The 22228-nt window shown below is 64.8% G+C and carries 19 protein-coding genes and 1 tRNA gene; 13 read left to right on the plus strand and 7 right to left on the minus strand.

Annotated features, from left to right (window positions below):
- Positions 1-26 precede the first annotated feature (26 nt).
- Positions 27-3287, minus strand: a complete 3261-nt coding sequence (gene carB, locus ACXAJV_RS07045) for a carbamoyl-phosphate synthase large subunit (RefSeq protein ID WP_475083571.1) — start codon at positions 3285-3287, stop codon at positions 27-29.
- A 412-nt stretch (positions 3288-3699) separates the two neighbouring features.
- Here carB and ACXAJV_RS07050 point away from each other — a divergent pair, with 412 nt between their 5' ends.
- Complete coding sequence (locus ACXAJV_RS07050) at positions 3700-4269, plus strand: DUF2975 domain-containing protein (protein WP_475083573.1); 570 nt, start codon at positions 3700-3702, stop codon at positions 4267-4269.
- Positions 4266-4502 carry a helix-turn-helix domain-containing protein gene (locus tag ACXAJV_RS07055; protein ID WP_475083575.1) on the plus strand — a complete coding sequence of 79 codons (237 nt, stop codon included), beginning with the start codon at positions 4266-4268 and terminating at the stop codon, positions 4500-4502. Before ACXAJV_RS07050 ends, ACXAJV_RS07055 begins: the two co-directional genes overlap by 4 nt.
- Here ACXAJV_RS07055 and ACXAJV_RS07060 read toward each other — a convergent pair.
- Positions 4476-5993: a peptide ABC transporter substrate-binding protein gene (locus ACXAJV_RS07060; protein WP_475083577.1), complete on the minus strand. Its 1518-nt coding sequence runs from the start codon at positions 5991-5993 to the stop codon at positions 4476-4478. The genes ACXAJV_RS07055 and ACXAJV_RS07060 overlap by 27 nt on opposite strands.
- Positions 5994-6270: 277 nt before the next feature.
- Positions 6271-7443 (minus strand): glutamine-hydrolyzing carbamoyl-phosphate synthase small subunit, encoded by a 1173-nt coding sequence (gene carA, locus ACXAJV_RS07065; RefSeq protein ID WP_475083579.1) that lies wholly within the window; start codon positions 7441-7443, stop codon positions 6271-6273.
- Positions 7444-7823: 380 nt separating this feature from the next.
- Between carA and ACXAJV_RS07070 the strand changes: the two genes are divergently transcribed.
- From ACXAJV_RS07070 to ACXAJV_RS07095, 6 genes are all read left to right on the plus strand, one after another.
- Complete coding sequence (locus ACXAJV_RS07070; RefSeq protein WP_271188185.1) at positions 7824-8291, plus strand: GatB/YqeY domain-containing protein; 468 nt, start codon at positions 7824-7826, stop codon at positions 8289-8291.
- Positions 8292-8382: 91 nt separating this feature from the next.
- Positions 8383-10221, plus strand: coding sequence for a DNA primase (gene dnaG / locus ACXAJV_RS07075; RefSeq protein WP_475083582.1), 1839 nt, complete (start codon positions 8383-8385; stop codon positions 10219-10221).
- A gap of 53 nt (positions 10222-10274) precedes the next feature.
- A complete protein-coding gene (gene rpoD, locus ACXAJV_RS07080) occupies positions 10275-12377 on the plus strand; it encodes an RNA polymerase sigma factor RpoD (protein ID WP_475083584.1) in 2103 nt (700 codons plus the stop codon).
- A 148-nt stretch (positions 12378-12525) separates the two neighbouring features.
- Entirely contained in the window at positions 12526-12846 is a 321-nt protein-coding gene (locus ACXAJV_RS07085) for a hypothetical protein (protein ID WP_475083587.1), read from the plus strand.
- Between the two features lie 85 nt (positions 12847-12931).
- A complete protein-coding gene (locus ACXAJV_RS07090; RefSeq protein ID WP_475083589.1) occupies positions 12932-14050 on the plus strand; it encodes a serine hydrolase domain-containing protein in 1119 nt (372 codons plus the stop codon).
- Between the two features lie 46 nt (positions 14051-14096).
- Positions 14097-14519: a secondary thiamine-phosphate synthase enzyme YjbQ gene (locus ACXAJV_RS07095; protein ID WP_475083592.1), complete on the plus strand. Its 423-nt coding sequence runs from the start codon at positions 14097-14099 to the stop codon at positions 14517-14519.
- 60 nt (positions 14520-14579) lie between these two features.
- Here ACXAJV_RS07095 and ACXAJV_RS07100 read toward each other — a convergent pair whose 3' ends face one another.
- The 3 genes from ACXAJV_RS07100 to ACXAJV_RS07110 all read right to left on the minus strand — a co-directional run bounded on the left by ACXAJV_RS07100 (position 14580) and on the right by ACXAJV_RS07110 (position 17379).
- The gene (locus ACXAJV_RS07100) at positions 14580-15530 is read right to left on the minus strand and encodes a DUF4349 domain-containing protein (RefSeq protein WP_475083594.1); all 951 of its coding nucleotides are present in this window, start codon (positions 15528-15530) and stop codon (positions 14580-14582) included.
- Between the two features lie 221 nt (positions 15531-15751).
- On the minus strand, positions 15752-16690 hold the full coding sequence (locus tag ACXAJV_RS07105) for a M23 family metallopeptidase (protein WP_475083597.1): 939 nt from the start codon (positions 16688-16690) through the stop codon (positions 15752-15754).
- Positions 16690-17379 carry a hypothetical protein gene (locus tag ACXAJV_RS07110; protein ID WP_475083598.1) on the minus strand — a complete coding sequence of 230 codons (690 nt, stop codon included), beginning with the start codon at positions 17377-17379 and terminating at the stop codon, positions 16690-16692. The genes ACXAJV_RS07105 and ACXAJV_RS07110 overlap by 1 nt, the downstream gene beginning before the upstream one ends.
- Positions 17380-17693: 314 nt before the next feature.
- Here ACXAJV_RS07110 and panD point away from each other — a divergent pair, with 314 nt between their 5' ends.
- Together panD and ACXAJV_RS07120 are read left to right on the plus strand one after the other, a co-directional pair.
- Entirely contained in the window at positions 17694-18059 is a 366-nt protein-coding gene (gene panD, locus ACXAJV_RS07115) for an aspartate 1-decarboxylase (protein WP_475083600.1), read from the plus strand.
- Positions 18060-18144: 85 nt separating this feature from the next.
- Positions 18145-18309: a hypothetical protein gene (locus ACXAJV_RS07120; RefSeq protein WP_475083602.1), complete on the plus strand. Its 165-nt coding sequence runs from the start codon at positions 18145-18147 to the stop codon at positions 18307-18309.
- A gap of 91 nt (positions 18310-18400) precedes the next feature.
- Here the strand turns inward: ACXAJV_RS07120 and ACXAJV_RS07125 are convergent, their stop codons facing one another.
- On the minus strand, positions 18401-19108 hold the full coding sequence (locus tag ACXAJV_RS07125) for an SIMPL domain-containing protein (RefSeq protein WP_475083604.1): 708 nt from the start codon (positions 19106-19108) through the stop codon (positions 18401-18403).
- Positions 19109-19320: 212 nt separating this feature from the next.
- Here ACXAJV_RS07125 and ACXAJV_RS07130 point away from each other — a divergent pair.
- The 3 genes from ACXAJV_RS07130 (at position 19321) to ACXAJV_RS07140 (ending at position 22166) form a co-directional block, all read left to right on the plus strand.
- A tRNA-Ile gene (locus tag ACXAJV_RS07130) sits at positions 19321-19397 on the plus strand.
- Positions 19398-19971: 574 nt separating this feature from the next.
- Complete coding sequence (locus tag ACXAJV_RS07135; RefSeq protein ID WP_475083606.1) at positions 19972-21345, plus strand: TolC family protein; 1374 nt, start codon at positions 19972-19974, stop codon at positions 21343-21345.
- Positions 21345-22166: an efflux RND transporter periplasmic adaptor subunit gene (locus tag ACXAJV_RS07140; protein WP_475083608.1), complete on the plus strand. Its 822-nt coding sequence runs from the start codon at positions 21345-21347 to the stop codon at positions 22164-22166. Before ACXAJV_RS07135 ends, ACXAJV_RS07140 begins: the two co-directional genes overlap by 1 nt.
- Positions 22167-22228: the final 62 nt, after the last annotated feature.

A 22228-nucleotide genomic window follows, 5' to 3' on the forward strand; every position in this document is an offset into this window, starting at 1 on the left:
CAGGCTAGCCTCCACGAAGTTGACCATCAAGAGTAGGTCTGCAGGGCCACAGGTTCAAGCGCTCCTTCATCGATCCGGCGCAAGGACAGAATTGCGGCGCGCGCGGCCGAGGCTGTCGTGTAGCACGGGATGCGCATGTCCAGGGCGGTACGGCGGATCGAATAGCTGTCCAGGTGCGACTGGCGGCCTTCGGTCGTGTTGAAGATCAGCTGGACTTCGCCGTTTTTCATCAGGTCGACAATGTGCGGCCGGCCCTCGAACACCTTGTTGACGCGGGTCACAGGCACGCCGGCATCCTCGAACACGGTGGCGGTGCCCGCCGTGGCGAGAATCTTGAAGCCGAGCATCACCAGCACGCGGGCCGGCTCGACCATGGCGGCCTTGTCGCCCTCGCGCAGCGAGATGAAGACACCACCCGAGCGCGGCAGTTTCACACCGGCGCCCAGCTCGGCCTTGGCGAAGGCGGCCTCGAACATGGTGTCGATGCCCATCACCTCGCCGGTCGAGCGCATTTCCGGGCCGAGCACCGGGTCGACGCCCGGGAAGCGCGCCCAGGGCATCACCGCTTCCTTGACCGAGATGTGTTTGGGCGCCGGGTCCTTCAAGCCGAAATCCTTCAGCTTGGCGCCGGCCATCACCTTGGCGGCGATCTTGGCGACCGGCTGTCCGATGGCCTTGGCGACGAAGGGCACGGTGCGCGAGGCACGCGGATTGACTTCGAGCACGTAGATCTCGCCGCCCTTGACCGCGAACTGCACGTTCATCAGGCCCTTCACGCCGATGGCCTTGGCCATGGCGACAGCTTCGGCCTTCAACTCATCGACCATCTCTTTCGAGAGCGAGTAGGGCGGCAGCGAGCAGGCGCTGTCGCCGGAGTGGACGCCGGCTTCTTCGATGTGCTGCATCACGCCGGCCACCCACACATCATCGCCGTCGCAGATCGCGTCGACATCGACCTCGTCGGCATCGGTGAGATAGCGGTCCAGCAGGAGCGGGGACTTGCCGGAGACGTGCACGGCTTCGCGCAGATAGCGGTCGAAACTGTCGATCTCGCGGATGATTTCCATCGCCCGGCCGCCCAGCACGTAGGAGGGGCGCAGCACCAGCGGGAAGCCGAGCTTCTCGGCTTCGGCGCGCGCCTGTTCTTCGGACGAGGCGATGGCGTTGGGCGGCTGTTTCAGGTTCAGCCGGTCCAGGAGGTCCTTGAAGCGCCAGCGGTCTTCGGCCAGGTCGATGGCGTCCGGTGCGGTACCGAGGATCGGCACGCCTTCCGCTTCCAGCTCGGCGGCGATCTTCAGCGGGGTCTGGCCGCCATACTGCACGACCACGCCCAGCAGTTCGCCCTTTTCCTGTTCCTTGGCGATCAGTTCCAGCGTGTCCTCGAGGGTCAGCGGCTCGAAATACAGGCGGTCGGCGGTGTCGTAATCGGTGGAGACGGTTTCCGGATTGCAGTTCACCATGATCGACTCGATGCCCATCTCGCCAAAGGCGAAAGCGGCATGGCAGCAGCAATAGTCGAACTCGATACCCTGGCCGATCCGGTTCGGGCCGCCGCCGAGAATGATGGCTTTCTTCGCATCCGAAGGATCGCTCTCGCAATCCGCCGTCTCGCTGCCGAAGGCCGGCATCTCATAGGTGGAATACATGTAGGGCGTCGCGGCGAAAAATTCGGCGGCGCAGGTGTCGACCCGTTTGAAGACCGGGCGCACGCCCAGGGCGCGGCGCGCCTTGCGCACATCGGCTTCCTCGCACTTGACCAGCTTGGCCAGGCGGGCGTCCGAGAAGCCCATGGCCTTGAGATTGCGGAAGCCTTCGGTGGTGTCCGGCAGGCCCAGTGTCGTCACGTCTTCCTCGGCGTGGACGATGGCCTCAATCTGGCGCAGGAACCAGGGCTCGTACAGCGAGGCGGCCTGCACTTCGGCGACGCTCAGGCCTTCGCGGAACGCCTGGGCGATGACGCGCAGGCGGTCCGGCGTGGCCACCGACAGGGCGGCGCGCACGGCTTCCTTGCGGGCATCCTCGCTGGAGGCTTCCTCGACGCCGGGAATGTCGACCTCGTCGAAACCGGTCAGGCCGGTTTCCATCGAGCGCAGGGCCTTCTGCACGCTTTCATGGAAGGTGCGGCCGATCGACATGGCTTCGCCGACCGATTTCATCGAGGTGGTCAGGCGGTTGTCGGCGCCGGGATATTTCTCGAAGGCAAAGCGCGGGATCTTGGTGACGACATAGTCGATCGTCGGCTCGAAGGAGGCCGGCGTCGCCCCGTCCGTGATGTCGTTGGCGATCTCGTCCAGCGTGTAGCCGACGGCCAGCTTGGCGGCGACCTTGGCGATCGGGAAGCCGGTTGCCTTGGAGGCCAGGGCCGAGGAACGCGAGACACGCGGGTTCATCTCGATGACGACCATGCGGCCGTCTTCCGGATTGACGGCGAACTGCACGTTCGAGCCGCCCGTCTCCACGCCGATCTCGCGGAGCACGGCCAGCGAGGCCGAGCGCATGATCTGGTATTCCTTGTCGGTCAGGGTCAGCGCCGGGGCCACGGTGATCGAATCGCCGGTGTGCACGCCCATCGGATCGATATTCTCGATCGAGCAGATGATGATGCAATTGTCCGCCTTGTCGCGGACGACCTCCATCTCGAACTCCTTCCAGCCGACAATGCTTTCCTCGACGAGGATTTCATCGACCGGCGAGGCATCGAGACCGGTTTTGCAGATCGCTTCGTATTCCTCGACATTGTAGGCGATGCCGCCGCCCGTGCCGCCCAGGGTGAAGGAGGGGCGGATGATGGCCGGCAGGCCGATCTCCGGCAGCACGGCCTCGGCTTCGGCCATGGTGTGCACGGTACGCGAGCGCGGGCTTTCCAGACCGATCTTGTCCATGGCGGCGCGGAAGCGCTCGCGGTTCTCCGCCTTGTCGATCACGTCCGCCTTGGCGCCGATCATCTCGACCCCGAACAGATCCAGCACGCCGCGCTTGTTCAGTTCCAGCGCGCAGTTGAGCGCGGTCTGGCCGCCCATGGTCGGCAGCAGCGCGTCCGGGCGTTCCTTCTCGATCACCTTGGCGACCATGTCCGGCGTGATCGGCTCGATATAGGTCGCGTCGGCCAGCTCCGGATCGGTCATGATCGTGGCCGGGTTGGAATTGACCAGGATGACCCGGTAGCCCTCGGACTTCAGTGCCTTCACCGCCTGAACGCCGGAGTAGTCGAACTCGCAGGCCTGGCCGATCACGATGGGACCGGCGCCGATGATCAGGATGGATTTGATGTCGGTGCGTTTGGGCATCAGCGCGGGCCTTCTTTGTCGTGCGCGCGCGCCCGTCGCGGCGGTCCCGGTCAGGATGCCGTGCAGGCGCGTCGGTTTTGGTGCTGAAGCGGGTACCTAACGCGGAATCGCGGTGATGGCGAGGGGGAAACTGAGGGATTCAGTGCGTTCGGCCGTAACGGCCTGAATTAAATATGAAATAGCCCGCATTTTCAGGCGGAAAATCGTCGCGGAAGGGCGGGTGTCGGCAATCGGGAGAAACTGGTCCGGCCGGGCTCTGGTGTGAGAGAGAAGGCGAGACCCGGTCAGTCAGGCACGAACCGCAACGGCTGGGGGTATGGGTTGATACGGTGGTGCTCCCGATTGCCGATATCTGACGATTCAACTAATATCGCAAAAAATTCAAGTAAAACTTTAATTCAGGATGCAGCTCGTGATCGACAAGGCGCCCGCCGCACACCGAAATGACGCCCGTATCCGGGGGCTGAGCCGCTTTCTGGCGGTGGCCACGCTGGTGCTTATGGTGCTTCAGCCGCTGGTGACCTGGGGCACATGGATGCTGCCCGGCCTGTCCGGCATGCTCGAGCGGCCGGTCCCCGGCAACGGGCTGGGAGGCCCGTCGCTGGACTGGTTCATCCTGCCTGTACGTCTCGGAGCGGCCGGCATTGCCACTGTTCCGGTCGTGATCACGCTCTACGGGCTGTGGGGGCTGCGCGGCCTGTTCACCGAAGGCGCGCAGGGGCGGTATTTCTCGGCCGAAGCCGTGACGGGCTTCCGCCAGTTTGCCCTGGCCAGCCTCGTCAACGCGCTGTGGGCGCCCGCCGGACATACGGTGATGGGCGTCTATCTCTCGGTCGCCAATCCGCATGTGCCGAACGCGCTGGAAATCGCCTTCTCCTCGCGCGATGTCCAGGCCATCGGCCTGGCGCTGCTCTTCTTCCTGGTGGCGCATATCCTGGCTGAGGGCCGCCGCAAGCAGGAGGAGCTGGAGCTGATCCTGTGAGTGATGAGGACGAGACCCTGCCCGGCGAGATCATCGTCCATCTCGATGTCTGGCTGGCGCGCCGCAAGATCCGCTCGAAGGAGCTGGCCGACCGGATCGGCGTCAGCGAACAGGCCCTGTCGATGATCAAGACGGGCAAGATCAAGGGCGTGCGCTTTTCCACCCTGATCGCCCTGTGCGATGCCCTCGACTGCCAGCCGGGCGATCTATTCGAGTTCCGGCGGAACGAGTGACAATTCCCGCCAGAGCATGGGCTGGACATCGCTGCGGGTTCCCGCGACCCGGTTCGACACCATCCAGTGCGCCCGTTCGTGCAGCAGCGGGATGATGGCGGTTTCCTCGAACAGGCGGGCTTCGGCCTGCTGATAGGCGAGGGCGCGGGCGGCGGGATCGGTCTCGCGCCGGGCCCGGGCCATGGCGCCGGCGAAATCCGCGTCACGCCAGTTGAAATTGTCGGCAAATCCGCCGGGCGCGAACGGGTCCAGCATGAAGAAGGGATCGGACTTCAGGCCCCGGTTGAAACTGGCGACGGCGACATCGTAATCGCCGGCATCGACGGCCTGGTAGAGATCGGTGGCGTAGGTGACGAAGATCTCCGTTTCCACGCCGGCGCGCTGCCAGTCATCCGCCACGGCCAGGGCGATACGCTCATTATCACCCGGCGTGGTGCGGATCTGCAGCGGCCTGCCGATCTCCAGCGCCGGGCTGGCGCTGGCGGCCCCGGCTTCCGGATCGATCACCGGTACGACATGGCGCGTCGCGCTGGCTGTGCCGGCAAAGAACTCCTCGGCGATGAAACCGCGATCGATCGCGGCGGACAGCGCCCGGCGCGTTTCGGCGGAGGCCAGTGGCGCGCGGGCGTGATTGAGCTTGAGATAGCGCAGGACCGGCGCATCGAAACTGCGGAAACGCTCGCCCAGCCGGTCGCGCAGGAAGCCGATCTGATTGGCCGGCGGCTGGTCGGCCAGATCGTAATCGCCCGCCCGGAACAGGCGCACCCGTGTGGCGGCATCCTGCACCGCGTCCAGCCGGATGGCCGGGATCGCGACCCGGGCGGCGTCGTAATAGGCGGGGTTGCGGGTCATCGAAAGATGCAGCTGGCTCTCTCCGGTCAGCGTATAAGCGCCGGCCGTGACCATGTTTTCCGGCCGCACCCAGTCGGCGCCGTGGCGTTCGATGACATGGCGCGGGAGAGGGTAGAATTCGCGCATCAGCACGGGCAGCAGGCCCAGCGGGTCGGTGAGGCGGAACTCGACGCTCCGTTCGTTCAGCGCGCTGACCCCCATCGCCTCGGGCGGCATCTCGCCGGCCAGCACCGCGCGGGCGTTCTCGATGGCGAAGAAATCGCCCAGCTGGGCAAAGCTCTGCGTGGGGTCTACCAGCCGCCGGGCCGACCAGACGACATCCTCGGCGGTCAGCGGATGCCCGTCCGACCAGGTCAGCCCGTCGCGCAGATGAAAATACCAGCGCTGCCCGTCATCGCGGAAGGTCCAGCTTTCCGCCAGGCCCGGCGCGACGGATCCGTCGGCTGCATACTCGGTCAGCCCGGCATGCAGCTGCTTGTAGGCCAGGGCGGCGGAGGCGAACTCGCCGCGCGCCGGATCGAGACTGTCGGGCAGATTGGTTGTCGCGACGCGCAGCAGACCGTCCGGCGGCGCGGACCGGCTGCAGGCGGTCAGGCCGGTGGCAAGAGAAGCGGCGAGAAGCGTGCGGCGATCGAGCATCAAGAGATGATGCTGCGATGCGCGCCGGGCAGCCAGCCCTTTTTGGCGCTGCGTTCAGCCGGCGGCGGCGATGCTGTTCGCTCTAGCCTCCACGAGGTCATCCTGACGAAGGTCAGGATCCAGGTCGCAGGGCAACGTCCCGCGGGGACTGGCTCAATCCGGTTTTTCGAACTGGGCCCTGACCTTCGTCAGGGTGACGGTTCCGGGGGGAGCCCGGAATATCTCCGGGCCATCTGTGAACCTCGCTGGAACCTTCACCACGTCGTCGGGAGAAGGCTCAGGCCTCCGCCTTTGCCTTCAGTGCGCCGACAAAGCGGTCGAAGACGGCGAAACTGTCCTGCGGGCCCGGGCTGGCTTCCGGGTGGTGCTGCACAGCCCAGACAGGCTTGTCGGTCAGCTTGAAGCCGGAATTGGAGCCGTCAAACAGCGAGACATGGGTTTCCGCCGCATTGGCCGGCAGGGTCGAGCCATCGACCGCAAAGCCGTGGTTCATGGAGACGATCTCCACCTGGCCGGTCTCGTGGTTCTTCACCGGGTGATTGGCGCCGTGATGACCCTGGGGCATTTTCGCGGTCTTGGCACCAAGCGCGAGCGCCAGCATCTGGTGGCCCAGGCAGATGCCCAGGGCCGGGATGCCGGCCTCGATGACGGCCTTGATGGTCGCCAGGGCATATTTGCCGGTCTCGGCCGGATCGCCCGGGCCGTTGGAGAAGACCACACCATCCGGATTGAGGGCTTTCACCTCGTCGATACCGGCCTTGCCCGGCAGTACCGCGACGCGGGCGCCCGCGCCGGTGAGCAGGCGCAGGATATTGGCCTTCACGCCATAGTCGAGCACGACCACGCGCGGACCGTCTTCCGGTCCGGCGGCATAGCCCTCGCCGAGCACCCAATTGCCTTCGCTCCACTCGCCCGCAGCTTCGCGGGTGACGTCGGCGGCAAGCTCGCGGCCTTCCATGGTCGGCGCGGCGGCAGCAGCGGCCTTGAGCGCCTCGATATCGATATTGCCGGAGGGATCATGGGCGATGGCACACATGGCCATGCCCTTCTCGCGGATGCGGCGGGTGAGGGCGCGCGTGTCGATCCCGGTTACCGAGACAATGCCGCGCGTGCGCAGCCATTCCTCGAAGGAGGATTCGGCGCGCCAGTTGGCCGGCGGGGTGATCGTGGCGCGGGACACCATGCCGACGGCGGCCTTGCGGGCGGGCCCGCTGGCGGCTTCCTCGTCTTCCGCATTGGCGCCGACATTGCCGACATGGGGGAAGGTGAAGCAGACGACCTGGCCGGCATAGGACGGGTCGGCCAGGACTTCCTGATGGCCGGTCATCGCCGTGTTGAAGCACAGCTCGCCGATTGCGGTCCCGCTTGCGCCGGTCCCGTGGCCCAGGAAAACCTGGCCGTCTGCAAGGGCGATGGCGCCTGTGGCCTGCGTCGGATCTGGCTGCGACATGGGGCTCTCCTGCCTTGCGGGGACGCGCGCCGGGCGGCCGGGGAATCGGCTTGCCTCTGACGTCCGGATAAACGGGCGCTTCGCTAGTCTCTTCGACCCGCCGGGTCAATACCGCAAGTCCGGTTCCCGGCCGGATCGATCAATCTTTATGACCGCGGATCGATGAGGGGTTGATTATTATGCGGCGAGGGCATATTCCCCCGGCCCTTGTTTCAGAGGCTGCAAAGCCGAGGATGAGCAGACAGTCAGGAACGCATCTGCGGACAACAGGCCCGGACGCTCGAAACAAATGGCGCTTCCCGGAGGCGCGCGATCACTTTTTCACACCGGAGATTTCGTGACGGGTTGCCAAAGGGCACCCAGAATGGACCAGTTACATCATGTCTCTTCGCGACCGTATCACCGACGAACTGAAATCCGCCCTGAAGGCTGGCGACAAGACGCGTCTGTCGACGCTCCGCCTGATCTCTGCGGCGATCAAGGACCGTGACATCGCGGCGCGCGCGGAAGACCGCTGCGCCGGCTGTGAGGACACGGAAATCATGGCCATCCTGCAAAAGCTTGCCAAACAGCGCGACGAGAGCGCCGAGACCTATGAAAAGGCCGGCCGCCTGGATCTCGCCGAGGCCGAGCGCGGGGAAGCGGAGATCGTCCGCGAATTCCTGCCCAAGCCGATGGACAGCACGGAAATCGAGCAGGCGGCCCAGACCGTCGTCAGCGAACTCGACGCGTCCGGCCTGAAGGATATGGGCCGCGTGATGGGCGAGCTGAAAACCCGCTATGCCGGCCGGATGGATTTCGGCCAGGCGGGCGCCAAGGTGAAGACGCTGCTCGCCGGCGCGGCCTGAACCTGATCCTGATTTGATCGCGTGACGCCGGAAGCTTTCGGGCGCATCATGTCCGGCTGTGACAACGGACGGGTGAGGCGAACGCTTTCAGATGCGGCTGGGTGAGGATTTCATCGACGAGATCAAGGCGCGGGTCCGCCCGTCAGACCTGATCGGCCGCACCGTGCAGCTGAAACGCCAGGGCCGCGAATTCGTCGGCCTGTCGCCCTTCAAGAAAGAACGCACTCCATCGTTTTTCGTCAATGACGACAAGCGCTTCTATCATTGCTTTGCCAGCGGCAAGCATGGCGATGTCTTCACCTGGCTGGAAGAAATGGAAGGCCTCTCCTTCATGGAGGCGGCGGAGCGGCTGGCCGGGGAGGCCGGGCTGCGCCTGCCCGAACCGGACCCGGAAGCCCACGAGAAGACCGTTCATCGCAAATCCCTCGTGGAATGGATGGAGGTGGCCCAGGCCTTTTATCTGCGCGCCCTGCGCCAGCCGGAAGGCGAGGCGGCACGGACCTATCTCAAGGGGCGTGGCCTGACCGGTCAGGACTGCGTGCGCTTCGGTATCGGTTTCGCCCCGGACGGGCGGACGGCGCTGAAGGACGAGCTGGTGACCGCCGGGGCGCCGGTCGAGGACCTGGTCGAATGCGGCCTGCTGATCCAGCCGGATCACGGCTCGCCCTATGACCGCTTCCGCGACCGCATCATGTTTCCGATCCATGATCCGCGCGGGCGCCTGGTGGCGTTTGGCGGGCGGGCGTTGTCGAAGGAAGCGCGGGCGAAATATCTCAACTCGCCCGAGACGCCGATCTTCCACAAGGGTTCGGTGCTCTACCGCTATCCCGAAGCGCGCAAGGCGGCGTCCGATCCCAAGCAGACGATCCGCGGCCTGATCGTGGCGGAGGGCTATCTCGACGTGATCGCCCTGGCGCGTGCCGGGCTGGATCACGGCGTGGCGCCGCTGGGCACGGCCGTCACCGAGGACCAGCTGCAGCTTCTCTGGCGTGCCGGCGGCGAGCCTGTGATGTGCCTGGATGGCGACAGTGCCGGCCGTGGGGCGGCCTTCAAGGCGGCTGACCGGGCGCTGCCGCTGCTGCAGCCGGGCAAGACGCTGCGCTTCGCCTTCATGCCCGAGGGCAAGGATCCGGACGATCTTCTGCGCGAGGAGGGCGCCAACGCCCTGCGCGCAGTGTTCACCGAGACCCGTTCGCTGGCCGATCTGCTGTGGGAGCGCGAGGTGAATGCTGAACCGCTCGATGATCCGGACCGGCGCGCCGGTTTCCGGCGGCGGATCCGGGGGCTTGTTTCCCAGATCGCCGATACCGATATACGGGAAGAATACCGGCGCGAGTTCGACCAGCGCATGGAAGCGCTGTTCGGCAGCCGGCCACAGCAAATGCGCCGGTCCGCAGGAGCTTACGGGCGCAAGATGCCGCCCATGCGGGCCAGTGCCGAATTGAAGCGCAAGACGCAGGCTGCAGGCCGTCAACCGGCCGATCATCTGGCGCGTCACCTGCTTCTCGCCGCGATCGATTACCCCGATATCGCGGTCGACCAGGTGGAGACATTGGCGCTTTTGCGCCTCGGTTCGCTTGACTCACTGCGCGACGCCGTTTTAGACGCCTGCTCTTCTGGGCAGTCTGTGCAAACCGACACGCTTAGGGCCAGATTGGCCGAAGCCGGATATGCGGCAACGATAAAGCGGTTGGACGGAGAGCGCGGCCCCATGCAGGCGGCACTGGGCGGAACGGAGGCGTCCCTTAGGTCACGAACAGAGGCTTGGACGCGTCTGGCTGCAGCCTATATGGAACGAAGCGAGGCACAGCGCCGGCGCGACGAGATACGCGCGCGGCTGAACGAAGAAATTGGCAGGGATGATTCCGAGAGTGTGCGGCGGCTGGTCGAGGCCTGGCGCCGGGAAACCTCGCGATCGGAACAGTCCTGACACGGAACACATTCCAATTGTGCGCACTGGGCAGCGCGACAAGGGACGAATAAATGAGCAAAACGGCCGAAGCCAACGACGCATCGGAAAACCAGGACGGTCCGCTTCTGGACCTGACGGACCAGTCGGTCAAGAACATGATCAAGACCGCGAAGAAACGCGGTTATGTGACCCATGACGAGCTGAACGCCGTTCTGCCGAGCGAGGAATTTTCCTCCGAGCAGATCGAGGACGTGCTCGCGCAGCTGTCCGAGATGGGCATCAACGTCGTCGACAGCGAGACTGACGTCGACGATGACGGCGACAACGCCAAGGCGAATGCCTCCGGCGATGACGACGACAGCGATGATGACGAGGAGGAGAGCGACAGCCGCTCTGTCGCGGCCGCCAGCGGCAAGGCTGCCGTGGTGGGCCAGAATACCGGCTCGTCCGCGGATCGCACCGATGATCCCGTGCGCATGTATCTGCGCGAGATGGGCTCGGTCGAGCTTCTCTCCCGCGAGGGCGAGATCGCGATCGCCAAGCGCATCGAGGCCGGCCGCAATGCGATGATCCGCGGCCTGTGCGAAAGCCCGCTGACCTTCGAAGCCATCATGGTCTGGCGCGACGAGCTGCAGGAAGGCCAGGTCCTGCTGCGCGACATCATCGATCTCGACGCCACCTATGGCGGCCAGCAGGCCGAGGGTGAAGAGGGCGAGGATGGTGAGGGCGAAGCCGAGGGCGCAGCTCCCGCGGCCGCGCCGGCCGACCCGCAGGACAAGTCCGGCGACGAAGACGAGAAGTCTGCCAAGAAATCCTCCCGCGACGATGACGACGAGGATGAGGACGACGAGGAGGAGACCGAAGGCTCCAGCGACGACGAGGATGATGATGACGAGGACGACGGTGCCTCGCTCTCCCTGTCGGCGATGGAAGCGGAACTGCGCGACGGCGTCATGGAGACGCTCGATTCGATCGCGTCCGACTTTGCCGCCTTCCGCAAGCTGCAGGACAAGCTGGTTGCCGCCCGCATCGAGGGCAAGGACCTGACCAAGCAGAGCCGGGAAAAGTACGAGGGGCTCCAGAACTCCATCGTCACCCAGCTCAATACGATGCACCTCAACAATGCGCGTATCGAGGCTCTGGTCGAACAGCTCTATGCGATCAACAAGGAACGCATGTCGCTGGAAGGCAAGCTCTTGCGCATGGCCGACGCCCACGGCGTGCCGCGGGCGCAGTTCATGGACAGCTATTTCGGCAATGAGCTGAGCCCCGACTGGCCGTCCTCGATGGCCGGCACGTCCAAGGCCTGGGACCGCTTTATCGATCGCGAAGCGACCGATGCCGGCAAGATCCGCGACGATCTGGCCGACCTCACCCAGCGCGCCGGCGTGCCGATCGAGGATCTGCGCCGCATTGTGCGCACCGTCCAGAAGGGCGAGCGCGAGGCCCGCGTGGCCAAGAAGGAGATGGTCGAGGCGAACCTGCGCCTGGTGATCTCCATCGCCAAGAAATACACCAATCGCGGCCTGCAATTCCTGGATCTGATCCAGGAAGGCAATATCGGTCTGATGAAGGCCGTCGACAAATTTGAATACCGCCGCGGCTATAAATTCTCCACCTATGCCACCTGGTGGATCCGCCAGGCCATCACCCGCTCGATCGCCGACCAGGCGCGCACGATCCGTATCCCGGTGCACATGATCGAGACGATCAACAAGATCGTCCGCACCTCGCGCCAGATGCTGCACGAGATCGGCCGCGAGCCGACCCCGGAGGAACTGGCCGAAAAGCTCGCCATGCCGCTGGAAAAAGTGCGCAAGGTGATGAAGATCGCCAAGGAGCCGATCTCCCTGGAAACGCCGATCGGCGACGAGGAAGACAGCCATCTGGGCGATTTCATTGAGGACAAGAATGCCGTCCTGCCGATCGATGCCGCCATCCAGGCCAATCTGCGCGAAACCACGACCCGCGTGCTCGCCTCGCTCACCCCGCGTGAGGAACGCGTGCTGCGCATGCGTTTCGGCATCGGCATGAACACCGACCACACGCTGGAAGAAGTCGGCCAGCAATTCTCGGTGACCCGCGAACGTATCCGCCAGATCGAGGCCAAGGCCCTGCGCAAGCTCAAACACCCGAGCCGTTCGCGCAAGCTGCGGAGTTTCCTGGATAATTGAGCCGCCGCGCGGCGGCGGATCATCCCGGACCCGTTCCGGGATCCAGACGCGACACGCTCAATGAAAAGCCGGCCTTCGGGCCGGCTTTTTTATTGGGCTGCCGGCCTGTCCAATCGACTTCCCGGGGCTTCGGCCCTAGAGTTTAGCGATGAACGCCAAATTTCGTGCGATTGAGGTCGATGAGACGACGGCGGCGCTGCTCGAGGCCCGAGCCGCGGCACGCAATCTCACCGTGGCAGAGCTATTGGCTGACCTGGCCGCGAGCGAAGCAGGTTTGCCGGCAGACCTGGCTGAGCAGCGGGCGGCCGGAACAGGACCCTGGTCGCCGGAAGTGCTGGCCGAGGATGAGCGCAGACTGCTGGCCTTCCGCGAGGAGCGCAGCGGTGCTGACTGGAGCGATGTCCGGGACTGGATGGAGAGCTGGGGGCGTCCGTCTGAAGACCCTGCTCCGAAGGCTCGCAAGCTTTGAAGGTCAGGGTCTCAGGGCGCAGAGGAGCATAATGCCGCCGCATTTCGGCGTCTTCCTGTCTGTTCGTGATCAGGGGACAGCTATCGTGAAAATTCAAACGCTTGGCATGGCGACCGCTATGTTGCTCACCGGCCAGGTCTGGGCCCAGACCGCTCCTCAGCTCGATCTCGTCGATGCTGCCGTCGAGCCCTTGATGGAGCAGGGGCATTTCCCCGGCATGGCAGTCGCTGTGTTGCGGGAGGGCGAACCGGTCCATGTGGGGAGCTACGGCCTGGCGTCCATCGAGCATCAGGTGCCGGTTACGCGGGAGACAGTCTTCGAACTCGCCTCGCTGACCAAGCACATGACGGCGCTGGCCGTGCTGACGCTGGCGGAGGACGGGCAGGTGTCGCTGGATGACCTGGTCGTGGACTATCTGCCCGATGAAGCACCGGAGGCCTGGTCGGCCATCACGATCGACCAGTTGCTCGCCAATACCGGCGGTTTGACTCACCGGTTCGAGATGAGACCGAACGGCGAGTTCCTGCTGAACTACTCGACCGAAGACATGCTCGCATCGGCCATGGCGACAGAGATGGCGGCCCGGCCCGGCGAGGACTGGGTCTATTCCGACCAGGGGTATTTCCTGCTCGGTCTCGTGATCGAGCAGGTCACCGGTCAGTCTTATGGCGACCATCTTCAGGACCGGTTTTTCAGCGCGCTGGGGATGGATCAGACGGCCATGCTGGACCAGTCGGCCATCGTGTCGCATCGCGCCGAAGGCTATGCCTGGAGCGAGGCAGATGGTCTGCAGCGCAATCGCCGCGTCTGGCAGTTTGGCCTGACCTCGCATTTCGGGGTGACCTCATCCCTCGTCGACATGATGGCCTGGGAAGCCGCGCTGTCCGGCAGCGAGACCATCAATGCCGGTGCCCTGGCGGCGACGGCCGAGATCCAGCGGCTGTTCGACACCGGGGAAACTTGCGATCGCTGGGGCTATGCGCGCGGCTGGATGGCCTATCATCGGGACGGCCGCACCCTGGTCAGCCATGGCGGTTACGCCGGCACGGCCTATGTGCGCGACCTCACGACCGGCCTGTCGGTGATCGTGCTGACCAATCGCGAGGACACGCAGGAGGCTCTGTCTCCGATGGCCATCGCCTGGGCGGCTGCCCATGCCGTGGATGAGGAATTGCCTGAAGCCGGCCCGCGCTGCTGGCAGTGATCCGGAACGGCTGGACAAGCGGGGCCGCTCTGGCCACCTTGCGCCCATGCCCTTGCATCGTATCGCCATTCCCACTACCGGCCCCGGCCTCTACGAGTTTACCGCCGAGGTCGATAACTTTGCACGCAAAGTAAATCCTGCGGAGGGGGTGCTGACCGCCTATGTCAGGCACACCTCATGCTCGCTGGTGATCCAGGAGAATGCCGACAGCGACGTGCAGCGCGACCTCGCCGAATTCTTCCGGCGGCTGGTGCCCGACGCCGACGATCCGTCCATGTCCTGGTTGTGGCACACCACGGAAGGGCCGGACGACATGCCGGCCCATATCAAGGCCGCGCTGACGCAGACGTCGCTGGGCATCCCGGTCGAGGACGGCCGCCTGCTGCTGGGCACGTGGCAGGGGATCTACCTGTTCGAACATCGCCACCGCCCCCACCGCCGCGAAGTGGTTCTGCACCTCGCGGCGTAGGGCGTGCGGCGTAAGGGATGCGGGGAGGGGACACGTACCGCAGGTACATGTCCCTCCTGGCTAGCCCGCCGCCTGTTCGGCCTTGCGCTTGCGCCACAGGCCGCGCAGCCAGCGGCCCAGCAGCCAGAAGACCGGCACGATCACAATCAGCCAGGGCAGGGCCGAGGCGATGAAGGTGATGACATTGGCCAGGCCGGAAGCGAAATTGCCGGCCAGATTGCGCAGTGCCCGGCCCAGCGGCTCGAAGGCACCGCGGCTGACCGGCTCGATGCGCGAGGTGTAGTTCAGCGTCAGGTCCGACATGGAGACGCGGCCCCGCATGACGCGCAATTGCGCCTCGGCGCCCTCGATCTCGCCCTGCAGGCGGGCCAGCTCACGCTCGACGCTGACCAATTCCTCGACGCTCGCGCCCGGGCGTTCCAGCAGCGCGGTCAGCCGGGTGCGCAAGGTGCGTTTGGCAGTCAGACGCGCTTCGGCGTCATAGATCGAGGCGGTCAGATCGTCGGCCGACTGGGCCTGATGCATGATGCGGCCGCCGGCGGCATCGATCTCGCCGGCCAGACCGTCGCGGAAAGCCTCGATCCAGTCCGGCGCGGCGCGCAGGGAAAGCGAGCCCGCAGAGCCGCGATCGCCCTGGGCATAGATATTGGCATTGACGACCTGGCAGGCTGCTGGTCCGGCATCGAGACAGGCCTGGCGATGCGCTTCGATCAGCGGCTCGGTCGCCTCGCGCGGGGTCTCCAGCTGGTAATTGTAGCGATAGGCAATCAGGCGCTCGGTGATCGCATCTGCGCCGCCGCCCGAACCGGGCTGGGGCTCGGCCTCTATCATGGGCGGGGGCGGTGCGGCTGCGCTGCCGCGGTTAATCCGGTTGCCGGTGACGGTGAGGACGTCCTCGTCGTTCAGGGCTTGTTCGCTGACGGCATAGCCGTCGTTTTCATACCGCTCGGTCCCCTCGCACGCCGTCAGTGCCAGACTGACAGCGAGAACCGCCCAAACGCGTGATGTCATGATCCTGTCCTTTTCTCCCCAAGGGCGCCTCGCCCGCAGAGCATGATGACGGAGAACGGGGCCGAATTCAGGCGTGTAGCCCTGGCGCCCGGCTTGGCCTTGTCTGAGTGGACGCATTTTCGAACCGCAAAACCGGTCCCCACTTTTGCTGAAAATGCCGGGTTCTTGAGTGGTCGCATTTTCGAACCGCAAAACCGGTTCCCACTTTTGCTGAAAATGCGTCAGCCGCCATTCGCGGTGAGGAGACGCTCATAACTGTCCACCAGCGCCAGATAGGGCGGCACATTCGTGTTCTGGATCTCGCCGCCGGTGTCGACCGCCATCTTGATCTCGAAATGCAGGTGGATCGTGGTCGCCGTGCCGCCGAACTCGTTGGACACATAGCCGATCCGCTCGCCCTGGCCGACCCGGTCGCCGGCCTCGACCAGCAGCGTGTCCTTTTCCAGGTGGAGATAGGTGTAGCGCACGCCGTCATCGCTCATCAGGCGCACCGAATAGGAGCCGATCGAGGTAATGGTCCCGTCGGTGACGGCGACGGCCCAGTGCGTGGCATCGTGGCAGGTGGCAGGGCGGATATCCTGGCCCTGATGACCCGTGCCGGACGGGCACATCGGCGTGCCATAGCCCCGGGTCTCGCAGAAATTGTCGCGCCAGGCATAGGCGTAATTGCCGGCATTGCACTGTCCGCCGCCGGGGCCGAGATAGCCGCCATGACCATAGACCTGGCTGTTGGCATAGGCCTGGCCGGCCTCCATTGGGAAGCGCATGGCCGGGGCATAGTTGATCTGCAGCGTCTGGCCGGTGCCGCTGTCGGGCACGAGATCGCCGGCGGGCATCCAGCTGAACGCGATGCCGGCATCATCCTCCGGGCCGGGCGGGAGTTCGGGATAGGGATCGGGGTCGGCGGGCGGGATGTCCTCGGACGGGGCCGGGGGATCTTCCGGCTGGGGCCGTTCGTCCGGCGGGTCGGCCGGTTCGGGATCGGCCGGGACCGGTTCTTCCGGTTGCGGATCGGTTTCGGGGTCGGCCATGGGCGTCTCCTCTGCCATTGGATCCGGGGCCGGCGGGGGCAGGCTGGCCTCCTGCGGCCACCAGATCATCGCCGCGACCCCGGCTGTTGCAACGGCGGCCGCGAGTGTGAGTTCCGCAGCGCGTGACATCACTCCTCTCCCGGTTCGGGGCTGCCGGCGGCAATCATCAGCGCATCGGCGAGCTGGCGGACATAGGTTTCGGAGGTGCAGCGCGTGTCGGTCACGGGCTCGGCGCATTCCACGGTCACCGAATAGGCCGCACCATAGCGGTTGAAGGACAGTTCCCGGCCATACTCGGTCTGGCTGACCCGGTAGCCCGCCGGATCGGCGGCACGCAGCCGGCGGCGGCTGGCTGCGTCCGGCGTAACGGCATGGGCAAGCCGCGTGCCGAACACTTCGACGAGAATGTCCGGCCCGGTGATCGACAGGGTATAGAAATCGGCCTGCGGGAAGAGGCGGGCGACGGCGCTCTCGCCCAGACCCAGCGCCGCCGATGTGGGAATGAGGACAGGCAGGCGCGTCGCCGTCACATTGGCGGCGCCGTCATTGACCGGCTGCGGGAAGCGCTGGACCTGCCGCACGGCGGCGAACTGGGGGTTGGCCTGCGTCTGGGTGCGGGCATCCTCGCGGGCCGCGGCCCAGTTGACGGGCATGGTGCGCGGTGCGTCCGGGGCGGGCAGCTGTTGCTGTTGTTGCTGCAGGGTGGCCAGGCCGGCCGTACGAACGGGTTCGGCCGGCGGCCGGGTCTGGGCCGACACGCCGAGCGAAGCGGCGGCCAGCGTCACGAGACCGGTAATGCGTGCAAGGTGAGTTTCCATGTCCAGCTCCCTTTCTGCGAAGTATAGCGCAGTTTTGCAGCCTGCGCATGAACCTTCGATGAGGGACGGGCGCGCCGAGGCGAGCATCATGAATGAGCGGACTTCATTGCTTGTGACTGCGCGCCGGGCGGTGGCTCATCCAGAATGCAGGATATGGATCGCCCGCCTGCATGTTGGGTGAAACCCGATCCCGGGTACAATCGGTGGCGGTTTCACGCAGTCCTGAATGCCGCGGATCCGGTTTTCGCCGTTGAAATTCCGGTCAGCCGCACGTATGTGCAGTGCAACAACCTCTGTGTAATCAGGAGAGCGCGATGCGCCTCACCATGATGAAATGCAAGCTTCACCGTGCGGTCGTCACCCAGGCGGACCTGCACTATGAAGGCTCCATCTCCATCGACCGCGATTATCTGGAAGCTGCCGGCATCCTGCCGCATGAGCAGGTTGATGTGCTGAACATCAATAATGGCGAGCGGTTCACCACCTACGCCATCGAGGCGCCGCGCGGTAGCCGGACCTTCGGCATCAATGGTGCTGCAGCCCGTCTGGCCCAGCCGGGCGATCGCATCATTGTTGTCGCCTATGCCGGCATGGATGCGGCCGAGGCCGAGAACCATGTGCCGACCGTGGTGCTGTTCGATGAGCACAACCAGGTCGTCTCCAAGCCGAAAGCGGCCTGATCACGCCCTTTGAATACAACCATTCGGAACCGGATGGCTGACTGCACGTTTCTCTTTCGTCACTAACGGACGCAAGGAGCCAGTCATGCGTGCATCGAACAGCCGGAATATCCTGCTCTACGGCGCGGTCGCCGGACTCCTGATCCTGTCGGCAGGCCTCGCTTATGCGCTGTGGCAGGAGCAGCAGAGCGAGACGATCACCTTCGAATTCGGCGGCGAAAGCATTTCCGTGGAAGCCGAAGGCGGCTAGGCGCGGCAGCGCCGGGCCCTGCACCGGAACACAGTAAAGCCCGGGCATCGGCACGATGCCCGGGCTTTTCGTGTCTCGCGGCAGGCCGTGCCTATTCGGCGATGCAGAAGTCGGCATTCACCGAGGCGTTGAGCGTCAGCTGGCCGGCGGCGACCGGCGTTGCGGCCATATCCTCGGCAAAGGCGGCGCGCATCATCACCGGCTGCGGCGAGCCCATATGCGCCTCGCCCATGCGGCGGATACCGCAAAGTTCGAAACCGGCGGCGTCGGCAAACAATTCGGCCTTGGCCAGGAGGTTGGCGATCGCCTGGCGGCGCGCCTCGTCCATGGCGTCCTCGGTATTGTCCGAGCCGAAGGTGACATTGTTAATATTGTTCGCGCCCGCTTCGACCATGGCGTCGATCACGGCGCCGGTCCGCTCGGTGTCCGTCACCTTCGCGGTCACCGTGTTGCGCGCCTCATAGCCGATGATGTTCAGCTCGATCTGACCCGGCTCGCGGCGGTCCGAATAGACCGGCGACACCGAGAGCTGCGAGGTCTGCATGTCGTTTTCGGCGACACCGGCCGCGCGCAGCGCGGCGAACACGGCGGCCATCGCCCGGGAATTGGCGCGCATGGCGGCCTGGGCGGTATCGGCGCGGCTGACAACGCCCGAGCTGACCTGTGCGTAGTCCGGGGCAAGCCGGACTTCGGCCGTCGCCGAGAGCGACAGGGTCGGCTGCGGCTCCTGGACCTGGGCCAGGGCGGAGCCCGCCGTCAGGGCGGTCAGGGCGGTGGTGGCAATAAGTGCGCGGAACATGGGTGTCCTCCAGTGATTTCGATATCTGGCGCCAGACTAACACTGCCGCAGCTGAGTGAAGCCTGAATGGCACCGGCCCAATTCGGCCATCAAGATTGCAACGTCTTAATGTGCACGCGGTTTCCCCGAAACGGCATCCGGATGCGACCGCCTGCGGCCGCATCTTGGCGAGACACGCGCAACCCGGTATCGAAAGAACACGCCGATACGGCGGGCCTGTAGCTCAATTGGTTAGAGCCGGCGGCTCATAACCGCTTGGTTGGGGGTTCGAGTCCCTCCGGGCCCACCATTTCTTCGATCTCACGGCAGTCCGCTTCGCGGACGCCTCCGATGGGGCGGCCTGACCGGCCGACGCGCGGTCGCGCTTGCGAACCCTGCGGGTTCGATGTTGGTTCGTCTGGCTCCACCATTTCTTCGATCTCAGGGCAATTTGCTTTGCAAATGCTTTCGATGGGGCGGCTTGACCCGCCGGCGCGCGGTCGTGCTTGTGAAACCCTGCGGGGGCGCTGCTCGCATGGAACAGGCTCAAGGCTGCGGGGTTTGAACGAGATCTCGCGAGGCACGCCAGTTTCACAACAATTGTGCCGAGAAGACGGTTCAGGGTTCGCGTTACTGATTTACCCGAGGCTGGCTTGGGTGGTCATTTCTGCAACTATGCGAAAAGTTTTCGCCTTTTGGGGGTCGTCATTCAAAACCGCATGGAATAGACAATAACCATTGGTTAATTCGTCCGGGGGGATGGCGTGTCGGCATCTGGCATTCACGGGCGCGGCGCAATTGCGTCCGCGGTTCTCACTTTTTCTTTGTTCGCAAATGGTTGCGCGTCCGTGATTGATCGGGCGGATGATGAGCGGTTGTCGCTTTTGCGCGCATCCGGAATTGACGCGGAAGCGGAAGCGCGGTCGGAAGAACGCCTCGCGCGCATTCTTGGTGGCGATAACCCGACCGGGCAGCTGGATACCGCCTTCGGTGCCATGGCGCTGGTGAATAATCCCGACCTTGGCAGCCTGATGGAGGCGGCTCTGCAAAGCAACCCGACCATCGGCCGGGCTGCGCAGGGTATCAATCGCGCCGAGGCCCAGCGTCTCAACGCGATTTTTGGCTATTTGCCGCAGGTGAGTGCGTCTCTGCAGCGTGACCAGCTCGACCAGGAAGTCGTGGAGACCGACAATCAGGTTTTCCAGGCCGGTACGGCCAGCTACCCGGTTGATACGGACCGCATCCAGATTACCCAGCCGATCATCGATCTCTCCCGGATCTTCGGCATCCGCATCGCCAATTCCGCCCGCTCCCTGGCCGAGGTGGAGTATGTCAAATCCGTCAAGGATGTGAGTGCTGAAGTCTTCGATCAGTATGTGATCGCGATCCAGTCAAAGCAGCGCGCGGACTTCCTGCAGGCGCGCTTGGATCTGATGGATCAGCAGGTCGGCGGGATCGAGCGCCGGATCGGTGTTGGCGAAGGCCAGGTTGTGGATCTGGCCTCGATGCGCAGCGAGCGCGGCTCCATGGCGGCGGAAATTGCCTTCGAGCGCACGCGCTACCAAAACGCCCTGTCCACTCTCTCGGCCTTGTCGGGCCGTGTAATTACGGGCGGACTTCCCGGTGAGCTGCCGGCTGTGTCGGGTTATGGCCGTCCGACCGGCGTTGAGAGCGCCCTGGCGATCGGCCGCGAGGAAAACCCGGCCATCATGGCGGCGGCCTTTGAGGTCGTGATGGCCAATATGGGCAAATGGCAGTCCATTTTCGATGATTTTGCACCGGTCCTTTCGGCCTATGCCTCGCTCGATCGTGAAGATCGAGAGGATAGCCGCTTTGGTGGTGGTTCGGTGACCGAGGACCAAGTGGTCGGCTTGCAGCTCTCCATTCCGATCTTCAACGCGTCGGGTCGCGGTTTCTCCAGCTTGACCGGTCGTGTGGATGAACGCATCGCCGCACTGGATTACTTCTCTGTCCGCCGCGAAGTGGAGACCGGTATTCGCGGAGCGCATGATCGTATGATGGCGTTGTCCGAAGCGATTGCCGCATCCGAGGTCGCCGTGACCGATGCAGAAGCCGCGCTGGAGCGTGAGCAAGATCGTGTCGCGCTGGGCCAGGGTGTGAATTACAGCGTGCTGTCCCGTCAGATCCGCCTCAATGTCGCGCAAGAACGCCAAGCCTTCTATCAGGCGGAATACCTGCGGGCCTGGGGTGAGCTGCAATATCTCACCGGCGGATCGCTGAACGAGGCCGTTGAGTAATGCGCGGCCTGGGAGTCATCCCGGCCCTGATCCTGCTGTTCACCGGACCGCTTGACGCGCAATTGCCCACCCCGGAGGAGGCGCGCACGCGTCCGATCGATTGCAGTATCCGCGCCTCGCGGCAGATCGAGCTGAGCCCGACATTCGACGGCATTGTCGCGGAAGTTTTCGTGCGGCCGGGGCAGTCTGTCGAGGCGGGTCAGCCGCTTTTGCGCCTGAGCACGGACCTTGAAGAGGCCGAACTGGCGCTGATCGAAGCCCGTGCCAATGCGACCGGCTCGCTGAATGCGGCCCGCCAGCGCCGTGCCGGGTTGCAAGCCCGCGTGGATCGCTTGCGAGAGGCCTATGAACAGCAGGCGGTTTCCTATGGCGAGTTCGAGACCGTCGAGCTGGACTTGCGCAGCGCTGAAGCCGAAGTGGCGCGCCGCGAAGAGGAGCTGCAGATCGCCGCGCAAGAAGCGGAACCTCTACGCCGCAAAATCGAGCTGGCGACTGTGCGAAGCCCGGCCGCCGGTGTTATCGGTGAGGATATTCTCGACCCCGGCGAGGCTACGCAGGGCCAGTCTTTGCTGATGCTGTACGTCCTCTCGCCGTTGCGGGTTGAAGCGTTTGTGCCGCGCGAGCGTCTGCCGGCCGTGACCGCCGCGCAAACACTGGCGCTCAGCGTGGACGGCGGTCCGGTCGATCCAGCTGCTGTGACCTTCGACTATGTCTCGCCGATTGCAGACCTCGCCTCCGGCACGATTTCCGTTTTCCTCCACCTTGAGTCCGACACCATTCTACCGGGAAGCACATGCCAAGCTCACCTGCCCGCCTCCTGATCGCTTCGTTTGTTGCGAGTATTCTGGCGCCGGCTGCGGCTCGGGCGCAGTCGGGAGACCTG

The organism is Maricaulis sp. ABE4_448, assembly GCF_056160825.1.

Excerpts from the sequence above, each read along its gene's own strand:
- carB (WP_475083571.1), bottom strand. The coding sequence starts at position 3,287 with ATGCCCAAACGCACCGACATCAAATCCATCCTGATCATCGGCGCCGGT.
- ACXAJV_RS07085 (WP_475083587.1), top strand. The coding sequence starts at position 12,526 with ATGAACGCCAAATTTCGTGCGATTGAGGTCGATGAGACGACGGCGGCG.
- dnaG (WP_475083582.1), top strand. The coding sequence starts at position 8,383 with ATGCGGCTGGGTGAGGATTTCATCGACGAGATCAAGGCGCGGGTCCGC.
- ACXAJV_RS07140 (WP_475083608.1), top strand. The coding sequence starts at position 21,345 with ATGCGCGGCCTGGGAGTCATCCCGGCCCTGATCCTGCTGTTCACCGGA.
- panD (WP_475083600.1), top strand. The coding sequence starts at position 17,694 with ATGCGCCTCACCATGATGAAATGCAAGCTTCACCGTGCGGTCGTCACC.
- ACXAJV_RS07110 (WP_475083598.1), bottom strand. The coding sequence starts at position 17,379 with ATGGAAACTCACCTTGCACGCATTACCGGTCTCGTGACGCTGGCCGCC.
- ACXAJV_RS07095 (WP_475083592.1), top strand. The coding sequence starts at position 14,097 with ATGCCCTTGCATCGTATCGCCATTCCCACTACCGGCCCCGGCCTCTAC.
- ACXAJV_RS07060 (WP_475083577.1), bottom strand. The coding sequence starts at position 5,993 with ATGCTCGATCGCCGCACGCTTCTCGCCGCTTCTCTTGCCACCGGCCTG.
- ACXAJV_RS07125 (WP_475083604.1), bottom strand. The coding sequence starts at position 19,108 with ATGTTCCGCGCACTTATTGCCACCACCGCCCTGACCGCCCTGACGGCG.
- ACXAJV_RS07120 (WP_475083602.1), top strand. The coding sequence starts at position 18,145 with ATGCGTGCATCGAACAGCCGGAATATCCTGCTCTACGGCGCGGTCGCC.
- carA (WP_475083579.1), bottom strand. The coding sequence starts at position 7,443 with ATGTCGCAGCCAGATCCGACGCAGGCCACAGGCGCCATCGCCCTTGCA.
- ACXAJV_RS07070 (WP_271188185.1), top strand. The coding sequence starts at position 7,824 with ATGTCTCTTCGCGACCGTATCACCGACGAACTGAAATCCGCCCTGAAG.
- rpoD (WP_475083584.1), top strand. The coding sequence starts at position 10,275 with ATGAGCAAAACGGCCGAAGCCAACGACGCATCGGAAAACCAGGACGGT.
- ACXAJV_RS07105 (WP_475083597.1), bottom strand. The coding sequence starts at position 16,690 with ATGTCACGCGCTGCGGAACTCACACTCGCGGCCGCCGTTGCAACAGCC.
- ACXAJV_RS07100 (WP_475083594.1), bottom strand. The coding sequence starts at position 15,530 with ATGACATCACGCGTTTGGGCGGTTCTCGCTGTCAGTCTGGCACTGACG.